The organism is Streptomyces sp. NPDC043896 (genome assembly GCF_056435605.1).
The window spans coordinates 1-24,045 of sequence record NZ_JBWKEE010000044.1; the positions used below are offsets into that span (position 1 = coordinate 1).

A 24,045-nucleotide genomic window follows, 5' to 3' on the forward strand; every position below is an offset into this window, starting at 1 on the left:
GTCGCAATCCACACCGAACCCGGAAGGCCCTCACCCGTTCAAGATCCCTCAGCCGAGACCTGCATCACCCGTCCACAACCTCCCGGGACAGAACAACTAGGGGGTGCCCTCCGCCAGCCGCGCCGCGAGTGCCGCCGCCTCGGTGAAGGCCGGCACCCGGCCCGTGCCGCCGCGGCCGGCCACCGACAAGGACGCCGCCGCCACGCCGTGGGCCACGGCCCGGGCGAGCGGGTCGCCGAGGGCCAGCCGGGCGGTGGCGGTGCCGGTGAAGCAGTCCCCGGCACCGGTCGCGTCGACGGGCGCCGGATCCACGGGGACGGGGTGGAACACCACCCGGGTGCCGTCGTCCAGCAGCAGCCGCCCGGCTCCGGCGGTGACGGCGACCGTACGCGCCCCCAGCGCCCGGTACCGGGCCGCGGCGGTCACCGGGTCGGCGGTGTCCACGAGGGCGAGGGCGTCGCCCGGGCAGGAGCTCTTCAGCAGACCGGTCAGCGGGGCGATCGCGGCGAGCAGGGAGCGGGCCTCGGCCGGCCCGGTGAGCCGGGGGCGGTGGTTGGGGTCGTAGGTGACGTGCCCGCCCGCCGCGTGGACGGCCCGGGCCGCGGCCAGTACGGCCGCGCGGCTGCTTGGGGAGAGCGCGCCGGTGATCCCGCTGGTGATCAGTGCCCGGCAGCCCGTCAGCAGCGGGAGCCAGGCCTCGACGTGGGCCGGGGAGAGGGTGGACCCGGCGCTGTGGGTGCGCCAGTAGACGAACTCCCGGTCCCCGTCGGGGTCCGCGGAGAGCAGGTAGGCCCCGTTGGGGCGGGGTGTGCGGTGCACGTGGGCGGTGTCCACGCCCAGTGCGGCGGCCCGGCGCAGCAGGGGGACGCTCAGTTCGTCGTCGCCGACGACGGTCAGGAGCGCCGTCCGGGCTCCGGCCGCGGCGGCCGCCGCGGCGGCGTTGAGGGCGTCGCCGGAGTAGGAGATCCGGGCGGCGGTGCCGTCGGCGGCCGCGCGCAGGGCGGTGTCCGCGTGGATCTCGACCAGGACCTCGCCGAGGACGAGGACGTCGTAGCCCGGGGCGGTCATCGGCCGCATCCCTCCGTGCCGCAGCAGGGTCCGGCCAGCTCCGCGAAGACCGCGGCCAGTTCCCCCGGGGCGGCGGGCAGGCCGCTGCCGACGCCGACCGCGGTCGCGCCCGCGTCGAGCCACGCGCGGACCTCGCCCGGCCGGATCCCGCCGGTCGGGACGAGCAGGGCGCCGGGCGGCAGCACGGCCCGGAGGGAGCGGATGAAGGCCGGGCCGCCGACGTGGGCCGGGAACACCTTCGCCGCGCCCCCGCTCCGGACGGCGGCGGCTATCTCCCCGGGGGTGAACCCCCCTTCCAGGAAGGGGGTCCCGTACCGTGCGGCGGCCTCGCGGACCTCGGGGGCCGGGTGGGGGGAGACGAGGAAGGCGGCCCCGGCGTCGAGCGCCGCCCGGGCCTGGCCGGCGGTGGTGACGGTCCCCACCCCGATGACCGCGCCGCGCCCCCGCGCGTCCCGGAGCCCCGCGGCGCGGGCGACGGCGCCGGCCCAGCCGGGGGTGGAGGTGGTGAGCTCCACGGCCCGGCAGCCGGCCCCGAGCAGCCCCTCGGCGGCCTCCACGGCCCGGTCGGCGTCGGCGCTGCGGAGCACCGGCAGCAGCCGCTGGGCGGCGAGCACCGCGTACGGATGGCAGGACACGGATCCCTCCCGGCTGTTCCTGGGCATGGAACGGTGCGTCGCACAGCGCGACTTGATGGTCTAGACCATACACACGGAACGTCACCCGGTCACCCCCTCGCCGGCCCCCGCCCACCGGATCCGCGCGACGGCCGGGCACCCGCCGGAAGACTTCCCCGGATAACCGTTATCCGGGTCCCCCTCGACGGTCTCCCAGATATCGGGCAACATCGACCGCCGGTACGGACAGGGAACTTCACATGAGTACACAGCACACGGCAGAGCTGGTGGCAGCGGCCCGCGCGGGCGATCCCCGCGCGCAGGACGAACTGGTCGGCGCCCACCTGCCGCTCGTCTACAACGTCGTCGGGAGGGCCCTGAACGGGTCCCACGACGTGGACGACGTGGTGCAGGACACCATGCTGCGGGCGCTCGACGGGCTCGGCACGCTGCGGAGCGACGAGAGCTTCCGGTCCTGGCTGGTCGCCATCGCCATGAACCGGGTGCGGGCCCACTGGCAGGCACGGACTGGCGGTCCCGGTCAGAGCGGGCTGGAGGCCGCGCAGGACGTCGCCGATCCCGGCGCCGACTTCGCCGACCTGACGGTCGTACGGCTGCAGCTGTCCGGGCAGCGCCGCGAGACCGCCCGGGCCACCCGCTGGCTGGAGCCCGACGACCGGGCGCTGCTGTCCCTGTGGTGGCTGGAGTGCGCCGGTGAGCTCACCCGGGCCGACGTGGCCGCCGCGCTGGAGCTGACCCCGCAGCACACCGCGGTGCGGGTGCAGCGGATGAAGGCGCAGCTGGAGTCGGCCCGGGTCGTGGAGCGGGCGCTGGAGACGCAGCCGGTCTGTGAGGGGCTGCGGGCGATGACGGGCACCTGGGACGGGCGGCCCTCCGCGCTGTGGCGCAAGCGAATAGCCCGGCACGCCCGGGAGTGCCTGCGCTGCTCCGGGCTGTGGAGCGGGCTGGTCCCCGCGGAGGGGCTGCTGGCCGGGCTGGCGCTGGTCCCGGTCGCGGCGGCGCTGCTGGAGGGCGTGCGGTCCGCCGTGGCCGCGGGCCACACCCCCGCGAACGTGGCCTTCGCGGACGCGGCCACCCAGCTCTCGCCCGTCGTGTCGGGCCCGGGCCGCGCCGCCCGGCGCAAGGGCGGGGACTCCGCCGGCGCGGCGGAGGGCGAGGCCGGAAGCCGGGCGGGTCAGCGCAAGCGGCGGCAGAACCGGCGCCGGGCGATCGGCGGCGCCGTGGTCGCCGCGTGCGTGGCCGGCGGCGGCCTGGTCTACCTCGGGCAGCTGCCGGGGGCGAAGAAGGACGGGGCGGCCGGCTCCCCCGCCTCCCCGCCGGCCGCCCTCGCGGCGCCGGACTCCGCCGCGCCCCGGCCGTCGGCCACGGCCTCCCCTTCCGGTTCCGCGTCGGCGTCCGCCTCCCCGTCGGGCTCCGCCTCCGCCTCCCCCCCCGGCCTCCGCGGGCCCGGCGAGGACCTCGGCGGCCCCCTCGCCGGCCAAGAGCACCACGAAGCCGCCGGCTCCGCCCGCCCCGGGCCCGGCCCCGGCGGGGGTGGCGGGGCAGGTCGTCGCCCTCGTCAACCAGGAGCGCGCGGCGGCCGGCTGCGGTCCGCTGAAGGAGGACGCGCAGCTGCGCGCCGCCGCCCAGGGGCACTCCGACGACATGGCGCGGCGGGGCTTCTTCGACCACACCAACCCCGACGGCGCCGACCCGGGCGCGCGGACGACGGCCGCCGGGTACCGCTGGTCGACGTACGGGGAGAACATCGCGAAGGGGCAGCAGACCGCTCAATCCGTGATGGACTCCTGGATGAAGAGCCCGGGCCACCGCGCGAACATCCTCAACTGCTCCTTCAAGGACATCGGGGTGGGCATCCACTCCGGTTCCGGCGGCCCCTGGTGGACGCAGAACTTCGGCGCCCGCTGACCGGCTCCGCCCCGCGTCCTCCTTTTGACTCAGAATCCGGGCAAGATAGAAGCTGGAGTCGAACGGGCAGATCAGAGCGGGCAGGGGGTGAGGTGCATGGCGAGGCTGGAGCTGCGCCCCCATCAGCGCGAGGCCGTCGACGCCGTCGTGCGCGCGCTGGAGCTGCCCGCCGGCGGCCGGGTGCCCGAGCGGGGCCTGCGGACCCAGGTGATCATGGCGACCGGGTCGGGCAAGTCCCTGGTCGCCGTGCGCTCGGCCGAGGAGCTGCGGGCCGGCCGGGTGCTCGTCCTGGTGCCCTCCCTGGACCTGCTGGTGCAGACCGTCGCCGCCTGGCGGGAGGGGGGCCGCACCGGCCGGGCGCTCGCGGTGTGCTCGCTGCGCGGGGAGGACGTGGGCGTGCCCACCACGACGGCTCCGGGCCAGCTGGCGCGGTGGGGGTCGCGGCCGGTGGAGCGGGTGACGGTGTTCGCCACGTACGCCTCGCTGGGCCTGGGCACCATCGAGCGGGCGCACCTGGGCGGGCTGCCGCCCTGGGACCTGATCGTGGTCGACGAGGCGCACCGCACGTCGGGGCGGATCGGCAAGCCCTGGGCGGTGGTGCACGACAACGCGCGGATCCCCTCGGTGCGGCGGCTGTACATGACGGCCACGCCCCGGGTGTGGCGCGACGGCGAGGAGAGCGAGGAGGCCGAGGAGCCGGAGGAGGAGGCCGGGGCCGCGGCGGGCTCGTACGCGGCGGAGACCGCCGGCGGAGCGGAGCCACGGGGCCGGGGAGAGCTCGTCGCGTCCATGGAGGACGATCCGCAGGGGCCGTTCGGGGCCCGCTGCTACACCCTGTCCCTGTCGGAGGCCATCGACCGGGGCGTCTGCGCCCCGTACCGGGTGGTGTGCGTGGACGTCAGCGACCCCGGGTTCCAGTCGGCGGTGCTGCTGGGCGCCGACGGCCGTTCGGACCGGGTGCGCGGGATGCGGCTCGCGGCGCTCCAGGCGGCGCTGGTGAAGGCGGCGGCGGACCAGGGCTTCCGGCGGACGCTGGTGTTCCATCACCTGACCAAGGAAGCCGAGGCGTTCGCGGCGGGGCTCCCCGCGGTCGCGGCCCGGTTGCGGATGACGAGCCGGTCGCCGCTGCCGGTGTACCCGCGCACGGTCTGGGCGGACTGGCTGTGCGGGCAGCACACGGCCGCGCACCGGCGGCGGGTGCTGGAGGCGTTCGCCGCGGACCGGGTCGCGGACAAGGCGTTCCTGGGCAGCGTGCGCGTCCTCGGCGAGGGCGTGGACACCAAGGAGTGCGACTCCGTCTTCTGGGCGGACGTACGCGGCTCCATGCCGGACCTGGTGCAGGCGGTGGGGCGGGCGCTGCGGATGCGGCCCGGCGAGGGGAAGGTGGCCTCCCTGGTGGTGCCGGTGCTGCTGGGGCCGGGCGAGACCCCGGAGTCGATGCTGACGTCACGGGCGTACGGGGACCTCGCGCGGCTCCTGGAGGCGCTGAGGGCGCACGATTCGAGGCTGGTGGAGGCCCTGGCCCAGCCGCAGGCGCCGAGCGCGACGGCGAAGGCCCCGGCGACGGCCGGGGCCGGTACGGGTCCCGGGGCGGGTGCCCGGGCGCTGCTGAGCTTCTCCACGCCCCGGGATCCGGCGCTGCTGGCGGCCTTCATCCGGCTGCGCGTCCTGAACCCGGAGCACACGCAGTGGCGGCGCGGGGTGGAGGCGGCCCGGAGCTACGCGGCGACGGCCGGGGACCTGAAGGTGCCGTTCGCGTTCAGGGTGCCGGCGGGGCGCGAGGAGTGGCCGGCGGCCCTGGCGGGGTTCCCGCTCGGCCAGTGGATCGCGGACGCGCGGCGCACGTACCGCAGGGGCGCGCTGGGCCGGGAGCGGACCCGGGAGCTGGAGGAACTCGGCATGGTGTGGAGCCATTTCGACGTGGCCTTCGAGGAGGGGCTCGCGGCGGCCCGCGCCTGGGCCGCCGAGCACGGGCACCTGCTGCCGCCGGTGGACGCGACCTGGCGCGGGATGCCGGTCGGGGTGTGGATGAAGAACAACCGGGCGGCCGCCCGGCGGGAGGGGCCTGGCTCGCTGCCGCAGGAGCGGCGCGAGGCCCTGGAGGAGATCGACGCCTCGTGGTGCCCGGCCTGGGACATCGGCTGGCAGCGGGCGTTCCGGCTGACCCGGGCCCACCTGGACGCGGGCGGGGCGGTCCCGGCGGGGCCGGGTTCCGTGGTGGTGCAGGGCGAGGACCTGGGGCTGTGGGTGCGGGCCCAGCGGCTGGGGTGGGAGCGGCTGGCCTGGGCGCAGCGGTGGCTGCTGGAGCACGGGCTGGGCCTGGCTCCCGCCGCGGAGGCCGAGCGCCCGCCGCCGCGGCGCAGCCACGCCGCCGCCTGGGCGGGGCACCTGGAGGCGGCCCGGCGTTTCCACGCCCGCGAGGGGCACCTGCGGGTGCCGCGCACGCACGTGGAGCCGGTCGGCGGGCAGGAGCTGCGGCTGGGGGCGTGGATCGCCAACCAGCGCGCCCGGGCGGCGAAGCTGTCGCCGGAGCGGACGGCCGCGCTGACGGCCCTGGGGATGCGCTGGCCGGCGTCGGGCTGAGCCCGCCCCCGTCAGTGGTGGAAGCCGGACCGGGGGGCGGTGGCGGGGGCCGGCCGCGGGGCGGCGGTGAGGTGCTCCACGGCGCGGCGCAGGTCGTCGGCGAGCAGGGCGATCTGGTCGCGGGTCACCCCGTGCCGGATCAGCACGCGCTGGATGACGGTGTCCTGCCGGTCGGCCGGCAGTGGGTACGAGGGCACCTGCCAGCCGCGCGTCCGCAGCCGGTCGGAGAGGTCGTAGAGGGTGAAGCCGGCCGCTTCCGGGTCGGTGAGCGTGTAGGAGACGGCGGGCAGGGCGCCCTGGCCGTCGTAGAGCAGGGTGAAGGGCCCCATCGCCCGGATCTCCCGGGCCAGGTGGCGGGCGGTGTCGGCGCAGGCCTGCTGGACGCGCCGGTAGCCGCCCCGGCCCAGGCGCAGGAAGAGGTAGTACTGGGCGATGACCTCGCCGCCGGGGCGGGAGAAGTTGAGGGCGAAGGTGGGCATGTCGCCGCCCAGGTAGTCGACGTCGAAGACGAGTTCGGCGGGGAGCAGGTCGGCGGTGCGCCAGACGATCCAGCCGACGCCGAGGGGGGCGAGCCCGTACTTGTGCCCCGAGGTGTTGACGGAGGCCACGCGCGGCAGCCGGAAGTCCCATTCCACCTCGGGGTGGAGGAAGGGCGCGACGAAGCCCCCGCTGGCCGCGTCCACGTGGACGGGGACGTCCCAGCCGTGCTCGGCCTGGATCCGGTCGAGGGCGGCGGCGATCTCGGCGACGGGCTCGTAGTCGCAGGTGTAGGTGACGCCGAGGATGGCGACGACGCCGATGGTGTTCTCGTCGACGTGTGCCGCGAGCTGGTGGGGGCGCAGTCCGGTGGCGCCGGGCTCCAGGGGGACCTGGCGCAGTTCCACGTCGAAGTAGCGGGCGAACTTCTCCCAGCAGACCTGGACCGGGCCGCAGACCAGGTTGGGGCGGTCGGCCGGTTTGCCCTCGGCGCGGCGGCGCTCCCGCCAGCGCCACTTGAGGGCGAGGCCGCCGAGCATGGCGGCCTCGCTGGAGCCGGTGGTGGAGCACCCGGTGCCCACGTGTCCGGGAGGGGCGTTCCAGAGGTCGGCCAGGATGTTGACGCAGCGGGCCTCGATCTCGGCGGTCTGCGGGTACTCGTCCTTGTCGATCATGTTCTTGTCGAGGCACTCGTTCATCAGCCGGTGCACGCCGTCGTCCGACCACGTGGTGCAGAAGGTGGCGAGGTTCTGGGCGGCGTTGCCGTCGAGGAGCAGCTCGTTGTGGAGGAGGGAGTAGACGACCTCGGAGGGCGAGTGGTCGTCGGGCATCCGGTGCTTGGGGAGGATCTGGCCGCTCAGGGCGGACGTGAACACGTCCGTCTCGGCGTCCCCGGCACGCGTGTCCTTCGTGTTGTGAAGAGCCATAACCGGACTATAGGTGCAGATCGCCACATAACTCGGCTTCAGAAACCCTGGAAAACCGGTCGCGCGAGGCGGTTTCCGGCGCCGCTTCCGGCCGAGTCTCCGATGTGACCCCGTCCATACGGACCCCGCTCGGCCGTAAAAATTACCGTCGAGTAGTATTCGTGCCGTAGATCTTCCCGTCCGGACCACTGGAGCCGGTCCGGACGGGAAGATCATCCAAATGGTTCTATGTAGAACTTATCCGGCGATGTCCGGATAGCGGTCAACTCCCCTGCGGTGCCTGATAGTTCTTCGGCCATGAACAAGATCACCCGTCGGCAGGCCTTGGGCACCACTGCCGGCGCACTCACCGTCCTCGGCATAGCGGGCGCCACCGCGGCCGCCGCCGCCACCGACTCCCGCGCCGCCACCACCCCGGCCGGCACCGTCGACGAGGTGTACCAGGGCCGCCGCATCCAGATCACCCCCGCCACCGGCGGCGGTCACCACGGTGGCCACCACGGCGGCACCGGGGCGCCGACCGTCCGAATAGACGGCCGCGAGCTGCACGTCATGCGCAACGCCGACGGCACCTGGATCAGCGTCGTCAACCACTACGAGACCTTCGCCGACCCCGCCTCGCTGGCCCGCGCCGCGGTGCGCGAGCTCCAGGGCGCCCAGCTCGCCCCGATGCAGATGGGCGGCATGTGATGACCGTCCGCAAGAACCAGGCCTCGCTGACGGCCGAGGAGAAGCGCGCCTTCACCAACGCGCTGCTCGAACTGAAGCGCACCGGACGCTACGACCGGTTCGTCACCACCCACAACGGGTTCATCATGAGCGACACCGACTCGGGCGACCGGGTGGGCCACCGCTCTCCCTCCTTCCTCCCCTGGCACCGCCGGTTTCTGCTTGAGTTCGAGCAGGCTCTTCAGTCGGTGGACAAGAACGTCGCGCTCCCGTACTGGGACTGGACGGCCGACCGCACCGCCCGCTCCTCCCTCTGGGCCGCCGACTTCCTCGGCGGCACCGGCCGGGCCCGCGACGGACAGGTGATGGACGGCCCCTTCGCCTACGCGACGGGCAAGTGGGAAATAGCGGTCCGCGTGGACGGCCGCTCCTACCTGCGGCGCGCGCTCGGCGAGGGCGTCGCCCAGCTGCCGACCCGGGCCGAGGTGGACGCCGTCCTGGCCATGCCGGTCTACGACATGGCCCCCTGGAACAGCTCCTCGAACGGCTTCCGCAACCACCTGGAGGGCTGGCGCGGCGCCAACCTGCACAACCGGGTGCACGTGTGGGTCGGCGGCCAGATGGGCACCGGCGTCTCCCCCAACGACCCGGTCTTCTGGATGCACCACGCCTTCGTGGACAAGCTCTGGGCGGACTGGCAGGCCAAGAACCCGAACTCCCCGTACCTGCCGGCCGCCGGCACGCCGAACGTGGTCGACCTGCGCGACACGATGCGGCCGTGGAACGACGTGACCCCGGCGGACATGCTCGACCACCGGAAGTTCTACACGTTCGACACCGAACCCGCCGCCGCCAGCCAGCGGTAGTGCAGTTCGGGGCGGCCGACCTGGCCGTACCGGGGCGTACGGTCCGCGCGGCCGGTGTCCACCAGGTGCTCCAGGTAGCGGCGGGCGGTGATCCTGGAGATCCCGGCCGCCTCGGCCGCCCCCGCGGCGGTCAGCCCCCCGGGCGCCGCCCGCAGCAGCGCCGCGACCCGGTCCAGGGTCGGGGCGCTGAGCCCTTTGGGCAGCTGGGCCGAGGCGGGCGCGCGCAGCGCGGCGAGCGCCCGGTCCACGTCGTCCTGGCCCGCGGCCTCGCCGGCGGCGGCACGGAACTCGGCGTAGCGCAGCAGCCGTTCGCGCAGGGTGGGGAACGCGAAGGGCTTGAGCACGTACTGCACGACGCCCAGCGACACGCTCTCGCGGACCATGGCCAGGTCCCGCGCCGAGGTCACCGCGATCACGTCGGCGGGATGCCCCGACGCCCGCAGCCCGCGCGCGAAACGCAGCCCGTGGCCGTCGGGCAGGGTGAGGTCGAGCAGCAGCAGGTCGACGCGGGTGCGCTCCAGCACCCGGGTGGCCTCGGCCAGGGAGTGGACGGCCGCCACGGCGGTGAACCCGGGCACCCGGCCGACGTAGAGCGCGTGCGCGTCGGCGGCGACGGGATCGTCCTCGACGACGAGGACCCGTACGGGCCCGCTCATCCCGCACCGCCCGCGTCCGCCTGACCGGGACACCTGCCCGGGCCGGCCGCGGCGCCCGCCGCGCTGCCCGGCCGGTCGCCGGACGGCCCCGGGCCACCGGTCCCCTGGCCGGACGGCACCTGACCGGACGGCATCCGGCCGGACGGCACCGGGCCGGTGTCCTGCGGGCCGGTGCCCGGCCGTGGCGGCTCTGCCCCCGGAGCTCCCCGAGCCCCCGCGGGGAGCGGCAGCCGGACCGTGAACGCCGCGCCGCCTCCGGGCGCGCCGGCGGCCTCCACCGTGCCGCCGTGCCGGTGGGCCACCTGGCGGACCAGGGCCAGGCCCAGGCCCCGCCCCTCCCCCTTGCCGGACCAGCCGCGCCGGAAGACGTCCACCCCGTCGGGCAGCCCCGGCCCGTTGTCCGCGACCCGCAGCAGCAGCCGGGCCGGCTCCCGGCGCACCGTGACGGTGATCCGCCCGCCCGCCACCCCCGTCAGGGCGTCGAGGGCGTTGTCGACGAGGTTGCCGAGCACCGTGACCAGGTCCCGGGGCGGCGGCAGCCCCGGCCCCGCCGCGATCGCCCCGCACTCCGGGGTGACCACCAGCTCGATGCCCCGCTCGTGGGCCTGCGCGGCCTTGCCGAGCAGCAGGGCGACCAGCACCGGCTCGCCCACGGCGGAGACGACCTCGTCGGTCAGGGCCTGGGCCAGCTCCAGTTCGGCGGTCGCGAACTCCACCGCCTCCTCGCAGCGGCCCAGTTCGATCAGGGAGACCACGGTGTGGAGCCGGTTGGCCGCCTCGTGGGCCTGGGAGCGAAGGGCCTGGGTGAAACCGCGCTCGTGGTCCAGCTCCCCGGTGAGGGCCTGGAGTTCGGTGTGGTCCCGCAGCGTGACCACGGTGCCGCGGCGGCCGCCCCCGGCCACCGGCGAGCTGTTCACCACGAGCACCCGCTCCGCGGTCAGGTGCACCTCGTCCACCCGGGGCCGGTCGGCGAGCAGCGCCCCGGTGAGCGGTGCGGGCAGGCCCAGGCCCGCGACGCCGCTGCCGGTGACCTCCCCGCGCAGGCCGAGCAGTTCGCGGCCGGCGTCGTTGATGAGGGTGATCCTGCGGTGGCCGTCGAGCATCAGCAGCCCTTCCCGGACCCCGTGCAGGGCCGCCTGGTGGTAGTCGTACATCCGGCTCAGCTCGGCGGCGTTCATGCCGTGCGTGTGGCGGCGCAGCCGGGCGTTGACCACGTACGTACCCACCGCGCCCAGGGCCAGTGCCCCGCCCGCCACCCAGGCGAGGGCGGTGAGCTGCTCGGCGAGGCGGGCGCTGATCGCGCGGATGGTGATCCCGGCGCTGACCAGGCCGACGACGGTGCCGTCGGCGTCCAGCAGCGGGGTGACCACGCGGATGGAGGGGCCGAGGGTGCCGGTGTAGGTCTCGCTGAAGGTGCCGCCGCGCAGGGCGGGGGCGGTGTTGCCGAGGAAGCGCTCGCCGATGCGGCGGGGGTCGGGGTGGGTCCAGCGCGTCCCGTCCGGGGCCATGATCGTCACGAAGTCCACCCCGGCGTCGGCGCGCACCCGCTCGGCGTAGGGCTGGAGGACGGCCGAGGGGTCCGTGCCGCGCGCGCCGGACCGTACGGCCTCGCGTACGGAGGGCGAGTCCGCGACGGCCCCGGCCACCGCGCCGGCCTGCCGCCGGGCGGCGTCCTCGGCCTGGTCGCGGGCGGTCGCGTACGCGAAGACCGCGCACCCGGCGACGACCAGCGCGACCAGCAGGACCTGCATGGCGAAGAGCTGGCCGGCGAGGCTCCGGGGCGGGCGGGGGAAGCGGAACATGGCGCTCATAGTGCACCGGGCCGTGAACTCAATGAACGCAAGGGTGACCGGGGTCACAGGCTGGGCGATGGTCTCCCGGAACGACTTCACCACCCAGGAGGCGCGACATGGCCGCCAGACGCGACAGAACCCACTACCTCTACATCGCGGTGATCGCCGCGGTGCTGCTCGGCATCGCCGTCGGCTTCGCCGCGCCCGGCGTGGCCGTGGAGCTCAAGCCGCTGGGCACGGGCTTCGTGAACCTCATCAAGATGATGATCTCGCCCGTGATCTTCTGCACGATCGTGCTGGGGATCGGCTCGGTCCGCAAGGCCGCCAAGGTCGGTGCGGTGGGCGGGCTGGCCCTCGGGTACTTCATGGTGATGTCCACGGTGGCGCTGGCCATCGGGCTGCTGGTGGGGAACCTGCTGGAGCCGGGCAGCGGACTGCACCTGACCGAGGCCGCGGCACGGGCCGGGGAGGCGCAGGCCAAGGCGGGCGGGGCGGAGAGCACCCAGGAGTTCCTGCTGGGGATCATCCCGACCACCCTGGTCTCCGCCTTCACCGGGGGCGAGGTGCTCCAGACCCTGCTGGTGGCGCTGCTGTGCGGGTTCGCCCTCCAGGCGATGGGCCGGGCGGGCGAGCCGGTGCTGCGCGGGATCGGGCACGTGCAGAAGCTGGTGTTCCGGGTGCTGGCGATGATCATGTGGGCGGCGCCCGTCGGCGCGTTCGGGGCGATCGCGGCGGTGGTCGGCGCCACCGGCATCGACGCGCTGAAGTCCCTCGCGGTCATCATGATCGGCTTCTACGCGACCTGTCTGCTGTTCGTCTTCCTGGTGCTGGGCACCCTGCTGCGGGTCTGTACGGGCGTCAGCGTGTTCGCGCTGCTGCGCTACCTGGGCCGGGAGTTCCTGCTGATCCTGTCGACCTCCTCCTCGGAGTCGGCGCTGCCCCGGCTGATCGCGAAGATGGAGCACCTCGGCGTCTCCCGCCCGGTCACCGGCATCACCGTGCCGACGGGCTACTCGTTCAACCTGGACGGCACCGCCATCTACCTGACGATGTCCTCGCTGTTCGTCGCCGAGGCCATGGGCAAGCCGCTCGCCCTGGGCGAGCAGGTCTCGCTGCTGCTCTTCATGATCATCGCCTCGAAGGGAGCGGCCGGGGTCACCGGCGCGGGCCTGGCCACCCTGGCGGGCGGCCTCCAGTCGCACCGGCCCGAACTGGTCGACGGGGTCGGCCTGATCGTGGGCATCGACCGCTTCATGAGCGAGGCGCGGGCCCTGACCAACTTCGCGGGCAACGCCGTCGCGACCGTACTGATCGGGACGTGGACGAAGGAGTTCGACCGCGGCCGGGCCGCCGAAGTCCTCGCCGGACGACTGCCCTTCGACGAGGCCACGCTGGTGGACGACGGCCACACGGCGCCCGGTGACCCCGTCGAGTCCGCCGTGCCCGCCCCGACGGCCGTACCCGGCCCGGCGGCCGGCCCCAAGGACGGTGTGCCGGCCTGAGCCTCCGGGCCCGCACACCTGCGGGAACCGGCCGGGCAGGGCTCGCCCCCACGGTGCCCAGCCCGGCCGGCACCCGTGTCAAAGGACAACGAACAGTGGCGAACCGCCACTTTCGGCCATGTGATCTTCAACTCTGCTGCGGTAAAAGGTACTTCCCTCCGGGGCTGCGCGTCTGACATCTTGCGTCCACCACTCGTTTCGTACGGCCCGGCAGGTGCCACCAGCACCGCCGGGCCGTCATCGGAGGACGCATTGATACCCCACATATCCAGCCGACCTCGACGTACCCTGGTGCTGGCCGCCACCCTCGGCGCCGCCCTCACCCTCGGAGCCCCCGCCGCGCTCGCCGGCACCGCTCCCGTCGGTCCCTCCGGCTCCCCGGCCTCCGCCCCCGCGGCGGCCCCCAAGGCTGCGGCCCCGGCTTCCCAGAGTGCGACCTGGGCCGCCGGCACCCGCGCCTACCTCGTGATCACCGCCCCCGGTGACAGCTCGGCGGTGCGCTCGGCCGTGACCGCCAACGGCGGCACGGTCTTCGCGTCCTACGACGCGATCGGCGTGATCGTCGCCCACTCGGCCTCCGGCTCCTTCGCCTCGACGATGCGCGGGGTCAGCGGGGTCCAGAAGGTCGGCGCCACCCGTACCTCGGACGTCCCGGCCGACGCCTACAACCCGGCGCTGCCCGCCAACCCGGCCCAGTCGACGACTCCGGCCGGCGAGCCGGTCCGCGCCGACATGAGCCAGATCAAGGCGGACCAGGCCTGGGCCGTCAACGCCGGTTCCGCCGCCGTGAAGGTCGGCATCCTCGACACCGGTGTCGACGACCAGCACCAGGACCTGGCGCCGAACTTCAACGCCGCCGACTCGGTCTCCTGCGCCTACGGCAAGACCGACACCCGGGCCGGCGCCTGGCGCGACGTCGGCGACCACGGCACGCACGTCGCCGGCACGGTGGCCGCAGCCAAGAACGGCAAGGGCGTCATCGGCGTGGCCCCGAACGTGAAGATCTCCTCGGTCCGCATCGCCGAGCCGAACACCTCGCTGTTCTTCGCCGAGAACACCATCTGCGGGTTCGTGTGGGCCGGTGACCACGGCTTCAAGGTCACCAACAACAGCTACTACACCGACCCGTGGCAGTTCAACTGCCCGGACAACCTCGACCAGGCCGCCATCATCGAGGGCGTCAACCGCGCCCAGGCGTACGCCGAGGGCAAGGGCTCGCTCCAGATCGCCGCGGCGGGCAACGAGAACTACGACCTCGCCCACAAGACGACCGACACGTCGAGCCCGAACGACTCGACCCCGGTCACCCGCACCATCACCAACGCCTGCGTCGACATCCCGACCGAACTGCCCGGCGTGGTCACGGTCGCGGCGAACGGCGCCGGCACCACCAAGGCCTCGTTCTCCAACTTCGGCCAGGGCGTCATCGACGTCGCGGCCCCGGGCCAGGACGTCTACTCCACCGTCCCGGGCGGCAAGTACGGCTCCAAGAGCGGTACGTCGATGGCCAGCCCGCACGTCGCCGGTGTCGCCGCGCTGATGGTGAGCGCCAACCCGGCCCTCACCCCGGCGCAGATCCGCGACCGGCTGGCCACCCAGGCCAACGACATCGCCTGCCCGTCGGACAGCCGGTGCACCGGGACCACGGCCAACAACGGCTTCTTCGGCGAGGGCCAGGTCGACGCACTGAAGGCGGTCGGCGGCTCCACGCCTCCCCCCGGCAAGTACTTCGAGAACACCGCCGACTTCACCATCCGTGACAACACCACGGTCGAGAGCCCGATCACCGTCTCCGGCGTGACCGGCAACGCCCCGGCCACCCTCAAGGTCGGCGTGAACATCGCGCACACCTACACCGGTGACCTGAAGGTCGACCTGGTCGCGCCCGACGGCACCGTCTACACGGTCCACAACCGGGCCGGCGGCAGCACCGACAACATCAACCAGACCTACACCGTCAACGCCTCCTCCGAGGTCGCGAACGGCACCTGGAAGCTGCGCGTCAACGACAACGCCGGCGGCGACACCGGCAAGATCGACTCCTGGAACCTCACCTTCTAGGACGCACCGCCCCACAGGGCCGTCGGGGAGCGGCACGACCGCTCCCCGACGGCCCTTCGCGTCACGGCGTTCCAGTGATCAGCACACCTGGCGGGTGCGCAGGACGCAGTCCCCGCAGAAGCCTCCGCCGGGCACCCGGTAGTAGAGGCAGCAGCTGCGGCGCGTGAAGGCCGTCCCCAGGCCCGGCTCGTGGACGAAGGTGCCGGTGCCGGACAGGGCTCCGCCCTCGGCCAGGAGGGACTCCGTCAGCCCGGCCGCCGCCGCGCCGGCCCCGGCCGGGACCCGGTCGAGCAGCACGCGCAGCGCGCCGGCCAGGCCGGAGGCGGCGTTGCCGCGCAGGACCTTCGCGGAGACCCCGTACCGCTCCCGCAGGGCGGCCTCCAGCGGGGCGAGGTTCTCCAGGACGGCGCGCCCGAGGGCTTCGGCCGGCAGGTCCGCGCCCGGCTCGGGCAGCCACAGCTCCAGGGAGCCCGCGCCGGGCAGCCGCCACCACACCCGGCCGGGGTCCAGGTCGGGCAGCCGCCCGGACAGGGCGGCGCAGCCCAGTCCCAGCGACCAGAGCCGGGAGGCGATCCCGAACTGGGCGGTGGAGGCGGCGACCCGCCCCGGCCCGCTCCGGGTCCGGCGGCCCACCTCGGCGACGTAGGGGCCGAGGCCCTCCCCGTACAGCTCCGTGAGCGGCCGGAATCCCGGTCCGGGCGGCTCCTGGCCGTACGCGACGGCGAAGAAGGGGCCGACGGCGGCCAGCCGGCGCAGTACGTCGTCCATGTCCATCCCCGGATGATCTCAGGCGGCGCCCCGCGCCCGGGACCCCGGCCCCGGACCGCCTCAGAGGGTGGCGAGGAATTCCAGCAGGGCGCGGTTGAAGGCCTCCGGCCGCTCCACCCCCGGCAGGTGCCCGGCGTCCTCGATCACGGCGAGCCGGGCGTGCGGCGCGAGCGCGCACATCGCCTCGGCCTCGGCGACCGGGGTGTAGACGTCGTCCCGGCCGACCAGCACGAGGCAGGGCACCTCCCCGGGCAGGGCGGCGAGCACCGGCCGGTAGTCGGGCCGCTCGGCCCGTCCGCGCAGGGCGGCCGCCGCTCCCCGGGGGTCGGTGGCGCACATCATGGCGGTGACCCGGGCGGCGGCCTCCGGCTGGCCGGTGACGTTGTAGGGCGCCAGCATCTTGTCAATGACCTCTTCGGTGTACGGACGCATACCCTCCGCGAGGAGCCGTTCGGCGAGCTCCCGGCGGGACCTTTTGCCGTCCTCGGTCTCCGGAACGGGGGAGGTGTCGGAGAGCACCAGGGCCCTCACCAGACCCGGGTGGCGCAACCGGAGCTCCAGAGCGATCTGCCCGCCCATGGAAACTCCTCCGACGACCGCCTGTTCGATACCGAGCTCCTTGAGGAGATCGGCCAGGTCGTCGGCGAAGTCCGCGAGCCGGGTCTCGTCGCCGACCGGCGGGTTGTCTCCGTATCCTCGCAGGTCAGGGGCTATGACTCGGTAGCCGGCGGCGGTCAGGGCCGCCGCTTGCGGGGCCCACATGGACCGGTTGAACGGGTGTCCGTGAACCAGCAGGACGGCCTCCGCGCCGCGGGGACCAAGGTCATCGGAAATCGATGCCGCGTCATTGCCAAATTGGGGGTTCATGAGAGGACTTTAAGGGGCTACATTGAGCCACTCGCGTTCACCTGACAGCCCGTTGCCTTTCACCCGCGTTTTGCGCGGGGGGTGACGTCAGGAACGCACACTGTGCAACCACCCCACCGCCCAGAAGGACCGAAGGCTCCGTGCCCGTACCCGTACTCCTCGCCGGCCGCTCCGTGCGGCTCGAGCCCCTCGCCCCCCACCACACCGAGGCCCTGGCCGTGGCCGGGGCCGAGGATCGTACGACTTACGCCTTCACTCCCGTGCCGCACGGGTTGCAGGCGTCCCACGAGTACATCGACCGTGCCCTCGCCGATCAGGCAGCGGGTCGATCGCTTGCGTTCGCCGTCGTCAGAGCCACTGACGGTCGGGTGGTCGGTTCGACCCGCTTCCTGGAACTCGACTACTGGCAGGGCCCCCTGGTGTGGCCCGCCGTGCCGGGCGTCCCCTTCGGTGATCCGGCGACGGCGGTACCCGACGCCGCCGAGATCGGGAACACCTGGCTGTCCCCGGGCGCCCAGGGCACCGGGATCAACACCGAGGCCAAGCTGCTCATGCTGCGCCACGCCTTCGAGACCTGGGGCGTGCGGCGGATCTCGCTGCGCGCGGACGCCCGCAACGGGCGCTCGCGGGCCGCGATGGAACGTCTCGGCTTCACCTGCGAGGGGGTCCGCCGGGCCCATTCGCGGGGGCTGGACGGAGCGGTGCGCAGTACGGCCTTCTACTCGATCCTCGACGAGGAGTGGCCCACCGTCCGCTCGATCATCGAGCTGCGGCTCTCCGGCACCGCCCCGCGCCGCCGCCGGCGCCGGACGCTCATTCCGGCGTAACGGTCCTGCTGGGCCCCGTCCGGCCCTCGTCCCGGCCCTCGTCCCGTCCCTCCCCCGGTCACCCGCCGAGGAAGGCCGGGGCGAGGGCCGAGGCCGTCAGCCGGGCGGGGGCACCGCCGCCGTCGGCGGGCAGGGCGTACAGATCGGCGCCGAAGTCGCCCGGCAGGGAGTAGACGACGGTCCGGTCGTCGCTCCACACCACCTGGTCGTCCACGCTGCGCCCCTCCGCGAGCGGGGTCTCCCGCATCGAGGCCAGGTCGAGGACGTGGAGCCGCCACGGGGCCTCGGCGGGCATGCCCTCCACCCTCTTCTTGAACGCCAGCCGCGTCCCGTCGGGGGACAGCGAGGGGCACTCCAGGTTCTCCCTCAGCGTGGTGACCGTGCGCGCGGCCAGGTCGCCGCGGACGAGGTGGGTGCGACCCCCGGTCGCGAGGGTCGCGTAGAAGGTGCGCTCGTCGGCGGCGAAGGTCACCCCCCAGAAGTTCACGTCGGCGCTGCGGTACTCCTTGCCGTCCTTGTGGACCGTGAAGTCCTCCAGGGAGGCGTCGAACCTCCCGGTGCGCAGGTCGAGCACCGAGGTGCGGGTGGAGAAGTCCGTCCCGGCGTACGAGTCCCCGCCGACGAAGACCGTCCAGGCGGCGAGGTGCCCGCCGGGCGAGACCCGGGCGCGGGTGGGGATCCCGGCGAGCGGGTGCGCCGAGACCTCCTTGAGGCCGGAGTCGAGGACGACGGCCCGGTAGCCCTCCTGGACCCCGGTCCGGACGGCCTGGAGGCAGATCCCGGTGCCGGCCGCCGCGTGGAAGCGCAGGCAGCCGACCCCGGAGGCGGTGCGGGGCCCGTCGGGGTCGTCGGCCGGGACGGTGGCGAGCTCGTCGCGGTGCGGGCCCCAGGCCATGTTCCGGAAGACGATCCGGCCGCCGCCCCCCGGGGCGAGGGAGACCTCCCCGCGGGTGACCTGCGGTCCTCCGGCGCGGGCCCGGTCCTTCTCGGCGGCGCGCGAGGAGGCCCGTACGACGGCGGACACCCCGACGGCGGCGAGCACGAGGACGGCGGTGACCAGGATCAGGATCCGGCGCTGGAGGCTCATGGGGGCCTTTCGGGAAGGTGGGCCGGGCCATGCCGAGCACGGGGAAGCGCCTCCGGGCCCGGAGGCGCCGGGGGGATCAGGGGCGGCGGCGCGGGGGCACCATACCCACCGGCATGCGCAGGGGCCAGGGGTGCTCCCATGACGGCGGGGGAGCACGGGGCACACCGAGCGTGACGGGTAATGACCTCCTCCTCGCCCTGCCAAAAGAAGTAAAAATGAGGAACCCCGCAGCTCTTCCGTTCATCATTCGAACGGAAGCAGACATCCCCGAACGGGGCAGCAACAGCCGGAGAGCCACCGCACATGTCGTACGAACCCGACGGCCAGGACCAGCCGCCGTACCGGCCTGAAGGGCAGCAGCCCCCCACCGGCCGGCAACAAGGCCGACAGCAGGGTCCGCCGCCGTACGCACCCCAGGGCGGCCGGCCCCGACCGCCGTACGGGCAGCCCCCGCAGGGCGGCCGGCCGTACGGCGGCCCCCAGCAGGGACGGCCGCAGCCTCCGCGCCCCCCGCAGGATGAGAGCGGGTACCGCCCCGGCGGCTTCGACGAGCCCACCCAGGCGCAGCCCCGCTACGAGCGGCCGGACCACGGCCGGCCCCGCCAGGACCAGCCCGCCGCCCACGGCCAGGCGCCGTACGGGCAGCCGCAGTACGGGCAGCCGCAGTACGGCCACGCGGAGCCGCCGTACCAGGAGGAGCCGCGCCGCAAGTCCAAGGCGAAGCGCTGGATCATCGCGGGCGTCTCGGTGCTGGCCCTCGCCGGCATCGCGGCGGGCGCGATGACCTACTTCGAGATACCCCCGTTCACCGACAAGGGCTCCGCCGTCTCCTTCGGCAAGCCCGCCGACGGCAAGAACGGCGCGGCCCGGCAGGCGGCGAACTCGAAGGCGCTGATGCCGACCGGCCCGCAGGCCCAGTTCAAGAACTCGATGACCCTCAACGACGGCACGCACGTGGCCGTCACCGAGATCACCGGCAAGAAGTCCGGGTTCAAGGGCAAGGTCTGGGTGTGGGCGCCCAAGGAGTACGACGACCCGAAGTTCGCCAAGAGCGGCTTCCCGGTCATGATCGCCCTCCCGGGCGGCGCGGGCTTCCCCAACAACTACTGGATGGGCACCGACCTCGGTCTCCAGACCAGCATCGGCAAGTGGTACGCCGAAGGCAAGAGCAAGCCCTTCCTCCTCGCCATGCCCGTGCTGAACCCGGCCCCGGACGACAAGGGCGTCTACTGGGACGGCTCCGACATCCCCGGCCAGCCCAAGATGGGCACCTGGCTGACCGAGGACGTCCCGGACCTCATGCGGGAGAACTTCCGCACCGTCAAGTCCCGTGACGGCTGGGCCTTCATGGGCTCCTCCACCGGCGGCTTCGCCGGCCTGAAGGCCGTGCTGAAGCACCCGGACAAGTTCAAGGCCGTCATCGCCTCCGGCCCGGACATCGTCCCGGACTCCTCCCTGTGGAAGGGCCACGACAAGGAGAAGGCCGAGAACAACCCCGAGCTCCTCGCCAAGCAGCTGATCGACAAGAAGGGCCCGGACGTCTACCTGGCCTTCCAGGTCGGCGACAACGAGAGCAACAAGAAGACGCTGCCCGACGTGCAGAAGTTCGTCCAGACCTACACCAAGGGCCCGGTCCACACCAGCCTGCGGGTGATACCGGGCGGCCGGCACAACGCCAAGACCTACGTGCCGAACATGGGCGAGGGCCCGATCCAGTTCATCAGCAAGGTCATGGAAGGACCAGTGGAGTAGCGGCCTCCGCGTCCCGCGCCGCCTCCGGCTCCGGCCTGGGCTCCGGCCCGTCGAACACCTTCGGCGGGCCGTCGCCGTCCCACGGGGCCCAGCCGGGGTCCCCGGACACCGCGAAGCGGACCCAGGCCCCGTGCATCTCGTCGGCCAGCGCCTGCGGGGCGTCCGGCCCGGCCAGCCAGGAGGACTCCGGCACGCGCAGCGTGTCGAAGACGAAGCCCAGCTCCAGGGCGTGGCAGGCCCCGAGACCCGGTACGCCGCTGCGCCAGCGGAACTCGTAGAGGTGGCTCGGGGCCGGGCGCGGGGCCCCGGCGAGCCGCCGCAGCGGGTCGCGCAGCAGCCGGTCGGTGATCAGGTGCCCGGCGAGGTCGGCCGGGCCCGCCAGCGGCAGTTCGGCACGCAACGCCCGTACGGCCGCCCGGCCCTTGCCGCCGCGCAGCCGGCCCAGCGCCACGGCGGCCGGGCCGAGCCGGTCCAGCAGCCGCGCCCCGCCGGTCGGCGCGAGCCACAGCCGGTGCTCCTCGGCGGTCCAGCCCAGCAGCAGCGGCACCTTCGAGGCGGTGGCCGCCTCCAGCGGGTCGGCGGGCAGCGAGTCCGGGTCGGTCACCAGCCCGAACGCGGGGCCGCCGAGCACCGGGGAGGAGCGCCGCAGCACCGCCGCCTGGGCGCCCAGCAGCGCGGGCAGCCCCACCGCCGCGAAGGCCCGAGCGGTGGCGGGCACCCTCAGCTGCGAGGCCATCCGGCGCACCATGGTCCGGACCCCGTCGCGCGGCAGCGCCTCGGGGGCGCCGCTCTGCAGGACGGCCCGGGCGAAGAGGCCCTCGGCGCGGGGCGCCCCGAGCAGGGCGCCGACGCTGATCGCGCCGGCGGACTCGCCGAAGACGGTGACCCGGGCGGGGTCGCCGCCGAAGGCCGTGATGTTGTCCCGGACCCATTCGAGGGCGGCGATCTGGTCGAGCAGGCCCCGGTTGGCGGGCGCGTCGGGGAAGAGCCCGTAGCCGAGCACGCCGAGCCGGAAGTTGACCGAGACGAGCACGACCCCGTCACGGGCGAAGGCCGAGCCGTCATAGACGGGGACGGCCGAGGAGCCCCGGGTGTGGGCCCCGCCGTGGAGCCAGACCATCACCGGCAGGCCGGCCCCGGGAGACGGGTCCGGGGTCCAGACGTTGAGGTTCAGGCAGTTCGCGCCGGGGATCCTCGGGTCCGGCAGCAGGGCCGCGAAGGCCGGCGGGTAGGGCACCTTGGGCGCGGTGGGCCCGAACTCCCCGGCGTCGCGTACGCCGTCCCAGGCGACCGGCGGCTGCGGGGCGGCGAAGCGGCGGGCGCCGACGGGGGCGGCGGCATAGGGGATGCCCCGGAACACGGCGGTCCCGCCGCCCTCCCAGCGGCCCTCCACGATGCCGTGTGCCGTACCGGCCCGGGGCCGTCCGCCGCCAGCTGCGCTCATCCGTGCTCTCCTCACCGGGGTGTCCTGCGAGGCACCGTCGCACAGGCGTCCACGGCCTGACAAGGCAAGATCGCGTCGCCCGGAACGGACCGCACGGGCCCGGGAGTGTTGTTTGTACGGCCGGGATCGCTCACTCGGGGTGCGGACGCCCTCCGGCTCTGTCCGTTTTCGTGTCACCCGGTAGCCGAAGGGCCGTGACCACTCGGCGCCCGCCGCGTTGTACGCCATGTCACATGCCGCAGAGATGCGGCGCCCACATCTCACGAGGAGATCTTGATGTCGCGTATCGCGAAGGCATTCGCCATCACCGCTGTGGCGGGCACCGCCGTGGCCGCCGGTGCGGGTCTGGCTGTCGCCGATGCCGGAGCGCACGGTGCGGCGGTCGGCTCCCCCGGTGTCGGGTCCGGCAACGTCGTGCAGGTCCCGGTCCACATCCCGGTCAACGTCTGCGGCAACACGGTCAACGTGATCGCCCTGCTGAACCCGGCCTTCGGCAACACCTGCGTCAACGCCTCCGGTGGCGACGACAAGCACCACACCGAGGGCTACGGCGAGTGATCACCCGCCTGACCCGCTGAACCGATGAGGGCCCCCGCCACGAGGCGGGGGCCCTTTTCCATGCCCGCCGCTTTTCCATGCCCCTTCTCCGTGGCGGCTGGCCATTCCTGACCAGCCGCGGCGCCCGACGGCGCTCACTCGTAGCGGTAGAGGCCCTGGTGTCCCAGCATCTCGCGCGGGGTGACGTCCCACGGGGGCATCGGCTCGTCGAGGGAGATCACCCGGCCGCGCTGGAGGTCGCCCAGCTCCAGCGGGGCGGCCGGCAGGTAGCCGGAGCCGGGGTGGCGCCGCTGCCAGCGGTCCCAGAGCAGGTCCACGAAGGCGTGGTGCAGCCAGAACGCGGGGTCGTTGGGGGCGGTGCCGCCCGTCATGTGGCCGCCGATCCACTGGTGGACCTTGTTGTGGTTGCGCCAGCGCTCGCTCTTGGGCACGGCCCAGCCCTCCAGCTTGTTGCGGAAGCCGCCGCCGCGCGCGGTGGAGTCCCAGGGGGCCGAGTCGTAGACGGGGTCGTCGACGGCCCACTGGAGTTCGGCGGCGGTCGGCAGGGTGATCGGGTTCCCGGGACGGCCGAGGTTGCGGGTGAGGAACCGGGCCTCGCTGACCCCGACGGTGATCGTCCAGTTGCCCCGCTCGTAGGCGAACGGGCCCGTCATCACCTGCCGGTCGCCCTCGCGGCCGGTGCCGCCGAGGAAGTCCTCCGCCCACAGGGAGGAGACGGGGCTGCTGTCGGTGGTCCAGTCCCAGTAGGGGATGGACACCTGCGGGTCGACGGCCCGGAGCCGTCGCTCGAACTCCAGCAGGTAGCGCCGGTGCCAGGGGAAGAACGACGGGGACATGTGCCCGACGCGCAGCCTCCGGGCCCGGTCGGGCACGAAGTACGTGCCGTGGGTGCGGACGAACTCGTCGTAGGTGCCGCTGCGCTTGAGTTCCAGCAGTGCGGCCGTGAACCGCTTCTTCTGGGCGCTGGTCAGGTTCTTCTGGTTCTGCCGGGTGTACAACGCGGGGCTCCTCCCGTTCCCGTACGTCAGCCGTGGTGCGCGGGCGTGAGGGCCAGCGGGGTGGTGCCGAGTTCGTCGACGGCGGCCCGGGCCAGCTCCAGGGGGGTCTCGTAGGACTCGAAGTGGTTGACCCCGCTGAGGTAGCTGCCGTCGGCACGGCGCATGACGTGCAGCGGACGGCCGTCGATGCGCACCGCGGCCGAGGCGAGGTCGACGCTGATGTGGCGGCCGCGGTACGTCTCCTCGGCGAGCGGGGCCGGGGTGAGCGTCTGGCGGGGGCGCCGGGCGCGCAGTACGGGCGCCAGGGCCGCGGCCACGCCGCCCGCGACGGCGGCGGTGAAGGCCGTACGCAGGACCGCGCGGCGGGTCGGTGGTGCGGCGGGTGCTGCGTACATACGGTCTCCCTCGCTCGGCGGTCCGCGTCAGGGGGTCCAACGAGGAGCGGCCGGAGGAGGTCACCTGTCATTCGGCGCGCCGGGGACGCCCGGGGCGTCCGGAGCGTCCGGGGCGTCCGGGCACGACGGGCCCGGGGGGGGGGGGGGGGGGGGGGGGGGGGGGGGGGGGAGGGGGGGGGGGGGGGGGGGGGGGGGGGGGAGAAGA

The 24,045-nt window shown here is 74.2% G+C and carries 20 protein-coding genes and 1 pseudogene; 10 read left to right on the top strand and 11 right to left on the bottom strand.

The features are described 5' to 3' along the window. Window positions 1-96: 96 nt before the first annotated feature. Both AC069X_RS36475 and AC069X_RS36480 read right to left on the bottom strand, forming a co-directional pair. Entirely contained in the window at window positions 97-1,068 is a 972-nt protein-coding gene (locus tag AC069X_RS36475) for a PfkB family carbohydrate kinase (protein WP_478735756.1), read from the bottom strand. Further along, complete coding sequence (locus AC069X_RS36480) at window positions 1,065-1,730, bottom strand: bifunctional 4-hydroxy-2-oxoglutarate aldolase/2-dehydro-3-deoxy-phosphogluconate aldolase (RefSeq protein ID WP_478735758.1); 666 nt, start codon at window positions 1,728-1,730, stop codon at window positions 1,065-1,067. The genes AC069X_RS36475 and AC069X_RS36480 overlap by 4 nt, the downstream gene beginning before the upstream one ends. A 212-nt stretch (window positions 1,731-1,942) precedes the next feature. On the opposite strand from AC069X_RS36480, the pseudogene AC069X_RS36485 reads away from it, so the two are divergent. The 3 genes and pseudogenes from AC069X_RS36485 to AC069X_RS36495 all read left to right on the top strand — a co-directional run. After that, window positions 1,943-2,431, top strand: a pseudogene (locus tag AC069X_RS36485) (RNA polymerase sigma factor); the annotation flags it as partial. A gap of 805 nt (window positions 2,432-3,236) precedes the next feature. Then, a complete protein-coding gene (locus AC069X_RS36490; protein ID WP_478735760.1) occupies window positions 3,237-3,611 on the top strand; it encodes a CAP domain-containing protein in 375 nt (124 codons plus the stop codon). Window positions 3,612-3,707: 96 nt separating this feature from the next. After that, window positions 3,708-6,194: a helicase associated domain-containing protein gene (locus AC069X_RS36495; protein WP_478735762.1), complete on the top strand. Its 2,487-nt coding sequence runs from the start codon at window positions 3,708-3,710 to the stop codon at window positions 6,192-6,194. 11 nt (window positions 6,195-6,205) lie between these two features. On the opposite strand, the gene gad is transcribed toward AC069X_RS36495, so the two are convergent. Next, complete coding sequence (gad, locus tag AC069X_RS36500; protein ID WP_478735764.1) at window positions 6,206-7,597, bottom strand: glutamate decarboxylase; 1,392 nt, start codon at window positions 7,595-7,597, stop codon at window positions 6,206-6,208. A gap of 297 nt (window positions 7,598-7,894) precedes the next feature. Between gad and melC1 the strand changes: the two genes are divergently transcribed. After that, window positions 7,895-8,287: an apotyrosinase chaperone MelC1 gene (melC1, locus tag AC069X_RS36505; RefSeq protein WP_478735765.1), complete on the top strand. Its 393-nt coding sequence runs from the start codon at window positions 7,895-7,897 to the stop codon at window positions 8,285-8,287. Further along, window positions 8,287-9,132, top strand: coding sequence for a tyrosinase MelC2 (melC2, locus tag AC069X_RS36510; RefSeq protein ID WP_478735767.1), 846 nt, complete (start codon window positions 8,287-8,289; stop codon window positions 9,130-9,132). Before melC1 ends, melC2 begins: the two co-directional genes overlap by 1 nt. On the opposite strand, the gene AC069X_RS36515 is transcribed toward melC2, so the two are convergent. Together AC069X_RS36515 and AC069X_RS36520 are read right to left on the bottom strand one after the other, a co-directional pair. Then, window positions 9,090-9,788 carry a response regulator gene (locus AC069X_RS36515; protein WP_478735769.1) on the bottom strand — a complete coding sequence of 233 codons (699 nt, stop codon included), beginning with the start codon at window positions 9,786-9,788 and terminating at the stop codon, window positions 9,090-9,092. The genes melC2 and AC069X_RS36515 overlap by 43 nt on opposite strands. Further along, window positions 9,785-11,539 carry a sensor histidine kinase gene (locus AC069X_RS36520; protein ID WP_478735793.1) on the bottom strand — a complete coding sequence of 585 codons (1,755 nt, stop codon included), beginning with the start codon at window positions 11,537-11,539 and terminating at the stop codon, window positions 9,785-9,787. Before AC069X_RS36520 ends, AC069X_RS36515 begins: the two co-directional genes overlap by 4 nt. 158 nt (window positions 11,540-11,697) lie before the next feature. Between AC069X_RS36520 and AC069X_RS36525 the strand changes: the two genes are divergently transcribed. Further along, window positions 11,698-13,083 (top strand): cation:dicarboxylate symporter family transporter, encoded by a 1,386-nt coding sequence (locus AC069X_RS36525; protein ID WP_478735771.1) that lies wholly within the window; start codon window positions 11,698-11,700, stop codon window positions 13,081-13,083. Window positions 13,084-13,374: 291 nt separating this feature from the next. Next, window positions 13,375-15,144 (top strand): S8 family serine peptidase, encoded by a 1,770-nt coding sequence (locus AC069X_RS36530; RefSeq protein ID WP_478735773.1) that lies wholly within the window; start codon window positions 13,375-13,377, stop codon window positions 15,142-15,144. A 78-nt stretch (window positions 15,145-15,222) separates the two neighbouring features. On the opposite strand, the gene AC069X_RS36535 is transcribed toward AC069X_RS36530, so the two are convergent. Both AC069X_RS36535 and AC069X_RS36540 read right to left on the bottom strand, forming a co-directional pair. Next, entirely contained in the window at window positions 15,223-15,918 is a 696-nt protein-coding gene (locus AC069X_RS36535) for a (2Fe-2S)-binding protein (RefSeq protein WP_478735775.1), read from the bottom strand. Window positions 15,919-15,972: 54 nt separating this feature from the next. Next, window positions 15,973-16,779 (bottom strand): alpha/beta fold hydrolase, encoded by an 807-nt coding sequence (locus tag AC069X_RS36540; protein WP_478735777.1) that lies wholly within the window; start codon window positions 16,777-16,779, stop codon window positions 15,973-15,975. A 140-nt stretch (window positions 16,780-16,919) separates the two neighbouring features. On the opposite strand from AC069X_RS36540, the gene AC069X_RS36545 reads away from it, so the two are divergent. Continuing rightward, on the top strand, window positions 16,920-17,606 hold the full coding sequence (locus AC069X_RS36545) for a GNAT family N-acetyltransferase (protein WP_478735779.1): 687 nt from the start codon (window positions 16,920-16,922) through the stop codon (window positions 17,604-17,606). Between the two features lie 58 nt (window positions 17,607-17,664). On the opposite strand, the gene AC069X_RS36550 is transcribed toward AC069X_RS36545, so the two are convergent. After that, the gene (locus AC069X_RS36550; RefSeq protein WP_478735781.1) at window positions 17,665-18,693 is read right to left on the bottom strand and encodes a TolB family protein; all 1,029 of its coding nucleotides are present in this window, start codon (window positions 18,691-18,693) and stop codon (window positions 17,665-17,667) included. Window positions 18,694-18,996: 303 nt separating this feature from the next. Here AC069X_RS36550 and AC069X_RS36555 point away from each other — a divergent pair, with 303 nt between their 5' ends. Further along, the gene (locus tag AC069X_RS36555) at window positions 18,997-20,445 is read left to right on the top strand and encodes an alpha/beta hydrolase (protein WP_478735783.1); all 1,449 of its coding nucleotides are present in this window, start codon (window positions 18,997-18,999) and stop codon (window positions 20,443-20,445) included. Here the strand turns inward: AC069X_RS36555 and AC069X_RS36560 are convergent. Continuing rightward, the gene (locus AC069X_RS36560; RefSeq protein ID WP_478735785.1) at window positions 20,423-21,889 is read right to left on the bottom strand and encodes a carboxylesterase/lipase family protein; all 1,467 of its coding nucleotides are present in this window, start codon (window positions 21,887-21,889) and stop codon (window positions 20,423-20,425) included. The genes AC069X_RS36555 and AC069X_RS36560 overlap by 23 nt on opposite strands. 276 nt (window positions 21,890-22,165) lie before the next feature. Between AC069X_RS36560 and AC069X_RS36565 the strand changes: the two genes are divergently transcribed. Then, window positions 22,166-22,447, top strand: a complete 282-nt coding sequence (locus AC069X_RS36565) for a chaplin (RefSeq protein ID WP_478735787.1) — start codon at window positions 22,166-22,168, stop codon at window positions 22,445-22,447. A 134-nt stretch (window positions 22,448-22,581) separates the two neighbouring features. Here AC069X_RS36565 and AC069X_RS36570 read toward each other — a convergent pair whose 3' ends face one another. Further along, window positions 22,582-23,445 (bottom strand): tyrosinase family protein, encoded by an 864-nt coding sequence (locus tag AC069X_RS36570; RefSeq protein ID WP_478735789.1) that lies wholly within the window; start codon window positions 23,443-23,445, stop codon window positions 22,582-22,584. A gap of 26 nt (window positions 23,446-23,471) precedes the next feature. After that, window positions 23,472-23,840 (bottom strand): tyrosinase family oxidase copper chaperone, encoded by a 369-nt coding sequence (locus AC069X_RS36575; RefSeq protein ID WP_478735791.1) that lies wholly within the window; start codon window positions 23,838-23,840, stop codon window positions 23,472-23,474. Window positions 23,841-24,045: the final 205 nt, after the last annotated feature.

Excerpts from the sequence above, each read along its gene's own strand:
- AC069X_RS36475 (WP_478735756.1), bottom strand. The coding sequence starts at position 1,068 with ATGACCGCCCCGGGCTACGACGTCCTCGTCCTCGGCGAGGTCCTGGTC.
- AC069X_RS36480 (WP_478735758.1), bottom strand. The coding sequence starts at position 1,730 with ATGCCCAGGAACAGCCGGGAGGGATCCGTGTCCTGCCATCCGTACGCG.
- AC069X_RS36495 (WP_478735762.1), top strand. The coding sequence starts at position 3,708 with ATGGCGAGGCTGGAGCTGCGCCCCCATCAGCGCGAGGCCGTCGACGCC.
- gad (WP_478735764.1), bottom strand. The coding sequence starts at position 7,597 with ATGGCTCTTCACAACACGAAGGACACGCGTGCCGGGGACGCCGAGACG.
- melC1 (WP_478735765.1), top strand. The coding sequence starts at position 7,895 with ATGAACAAGATCACCCGTCGGCAGGCCTTGGGCACCACTGCCGGCGCA.
- melC2 (WP_478735767.1), top strand. The coding sequence starts at position 8,287 with ATGACCGTCCGCAAGAACCAGGCCTCGCTGACGGCCGAGGAGAAGCGC.
- AC069X_RS36515 (WP_478735769.1), bottom strand. The coding sequence starts at position 9,788 with ATGAGCGGGCCCGTACGGGTCCTCGTCGTCGAGGACGATCCCGTCGCC.
- AC069X_RS36520 (WP_478735793.1), bottom strand. The coding sequence starts at position 11,539 with ATGCAGGTCCTGCTGGTCGCGCTGGTCGTCGCCGGGTGCGCGGTCTTC.
- AC069X_RS36525 (WP_478735771.1), top strand. The coding sequence starts at position 11,698 with ATGGCCGCCAGACGCGACAGAACCCACTACCTCTACATCGCGGTGATC.
- AC069X_RS36535 (WP_478735775.1), bottom strand. The coding sequence starts at position 15,918 with ATGGACATGGACGACGTACTGCGCCGGCTGGCCGCCGTCGGCCCCTTC.
- AC069X_RS36540 (WP_478735777.1), bottom strand. The coding sequence starts at position 16,779 with ATGAACCCCCAATTTGGCAATGACGCGGCATCGATTTCCGATGACCTT.
- AC069X_RS36550 (WP_478735781.1), bottom strand. The coding sequence starts at position 18,693 with ATGAGCCTCCAGCGCCGGATCCTGATCCTGGTCACCGCCGTCCTCGTG.
- AC069X_RS36555 (WP_478735783.1), top strand. The coding sequence starts at position 18,997 with ATGTCGTACGAACCCGACGGCCAGGACCAGCCGCCGTACCGGCCTGAA.
- AC069X_RS36560 (WP_478735785.1), bottom strand. The coding sequence starts at position 21,889 with ATGAGCGCAGCTGGCGGCGGACGGCCCCGGGCCGGTACGGCACACGGC.
- AC069X_RS36565 (WP_478735787.1), top strand. The coding sequence starts at position 22,166 with ATGTCGCGTATCGCGAAGGCATTCGCCATCACCGCTGTGGCGGGCACC.
- AC069X_RS36575 (WP_478735791.1), bottom strand. The coding sequence starts at position 23,840 with ATGTACGCAGCACCCGCCGCACCACCGACCCGCCGCGCGGTCCTGCGT.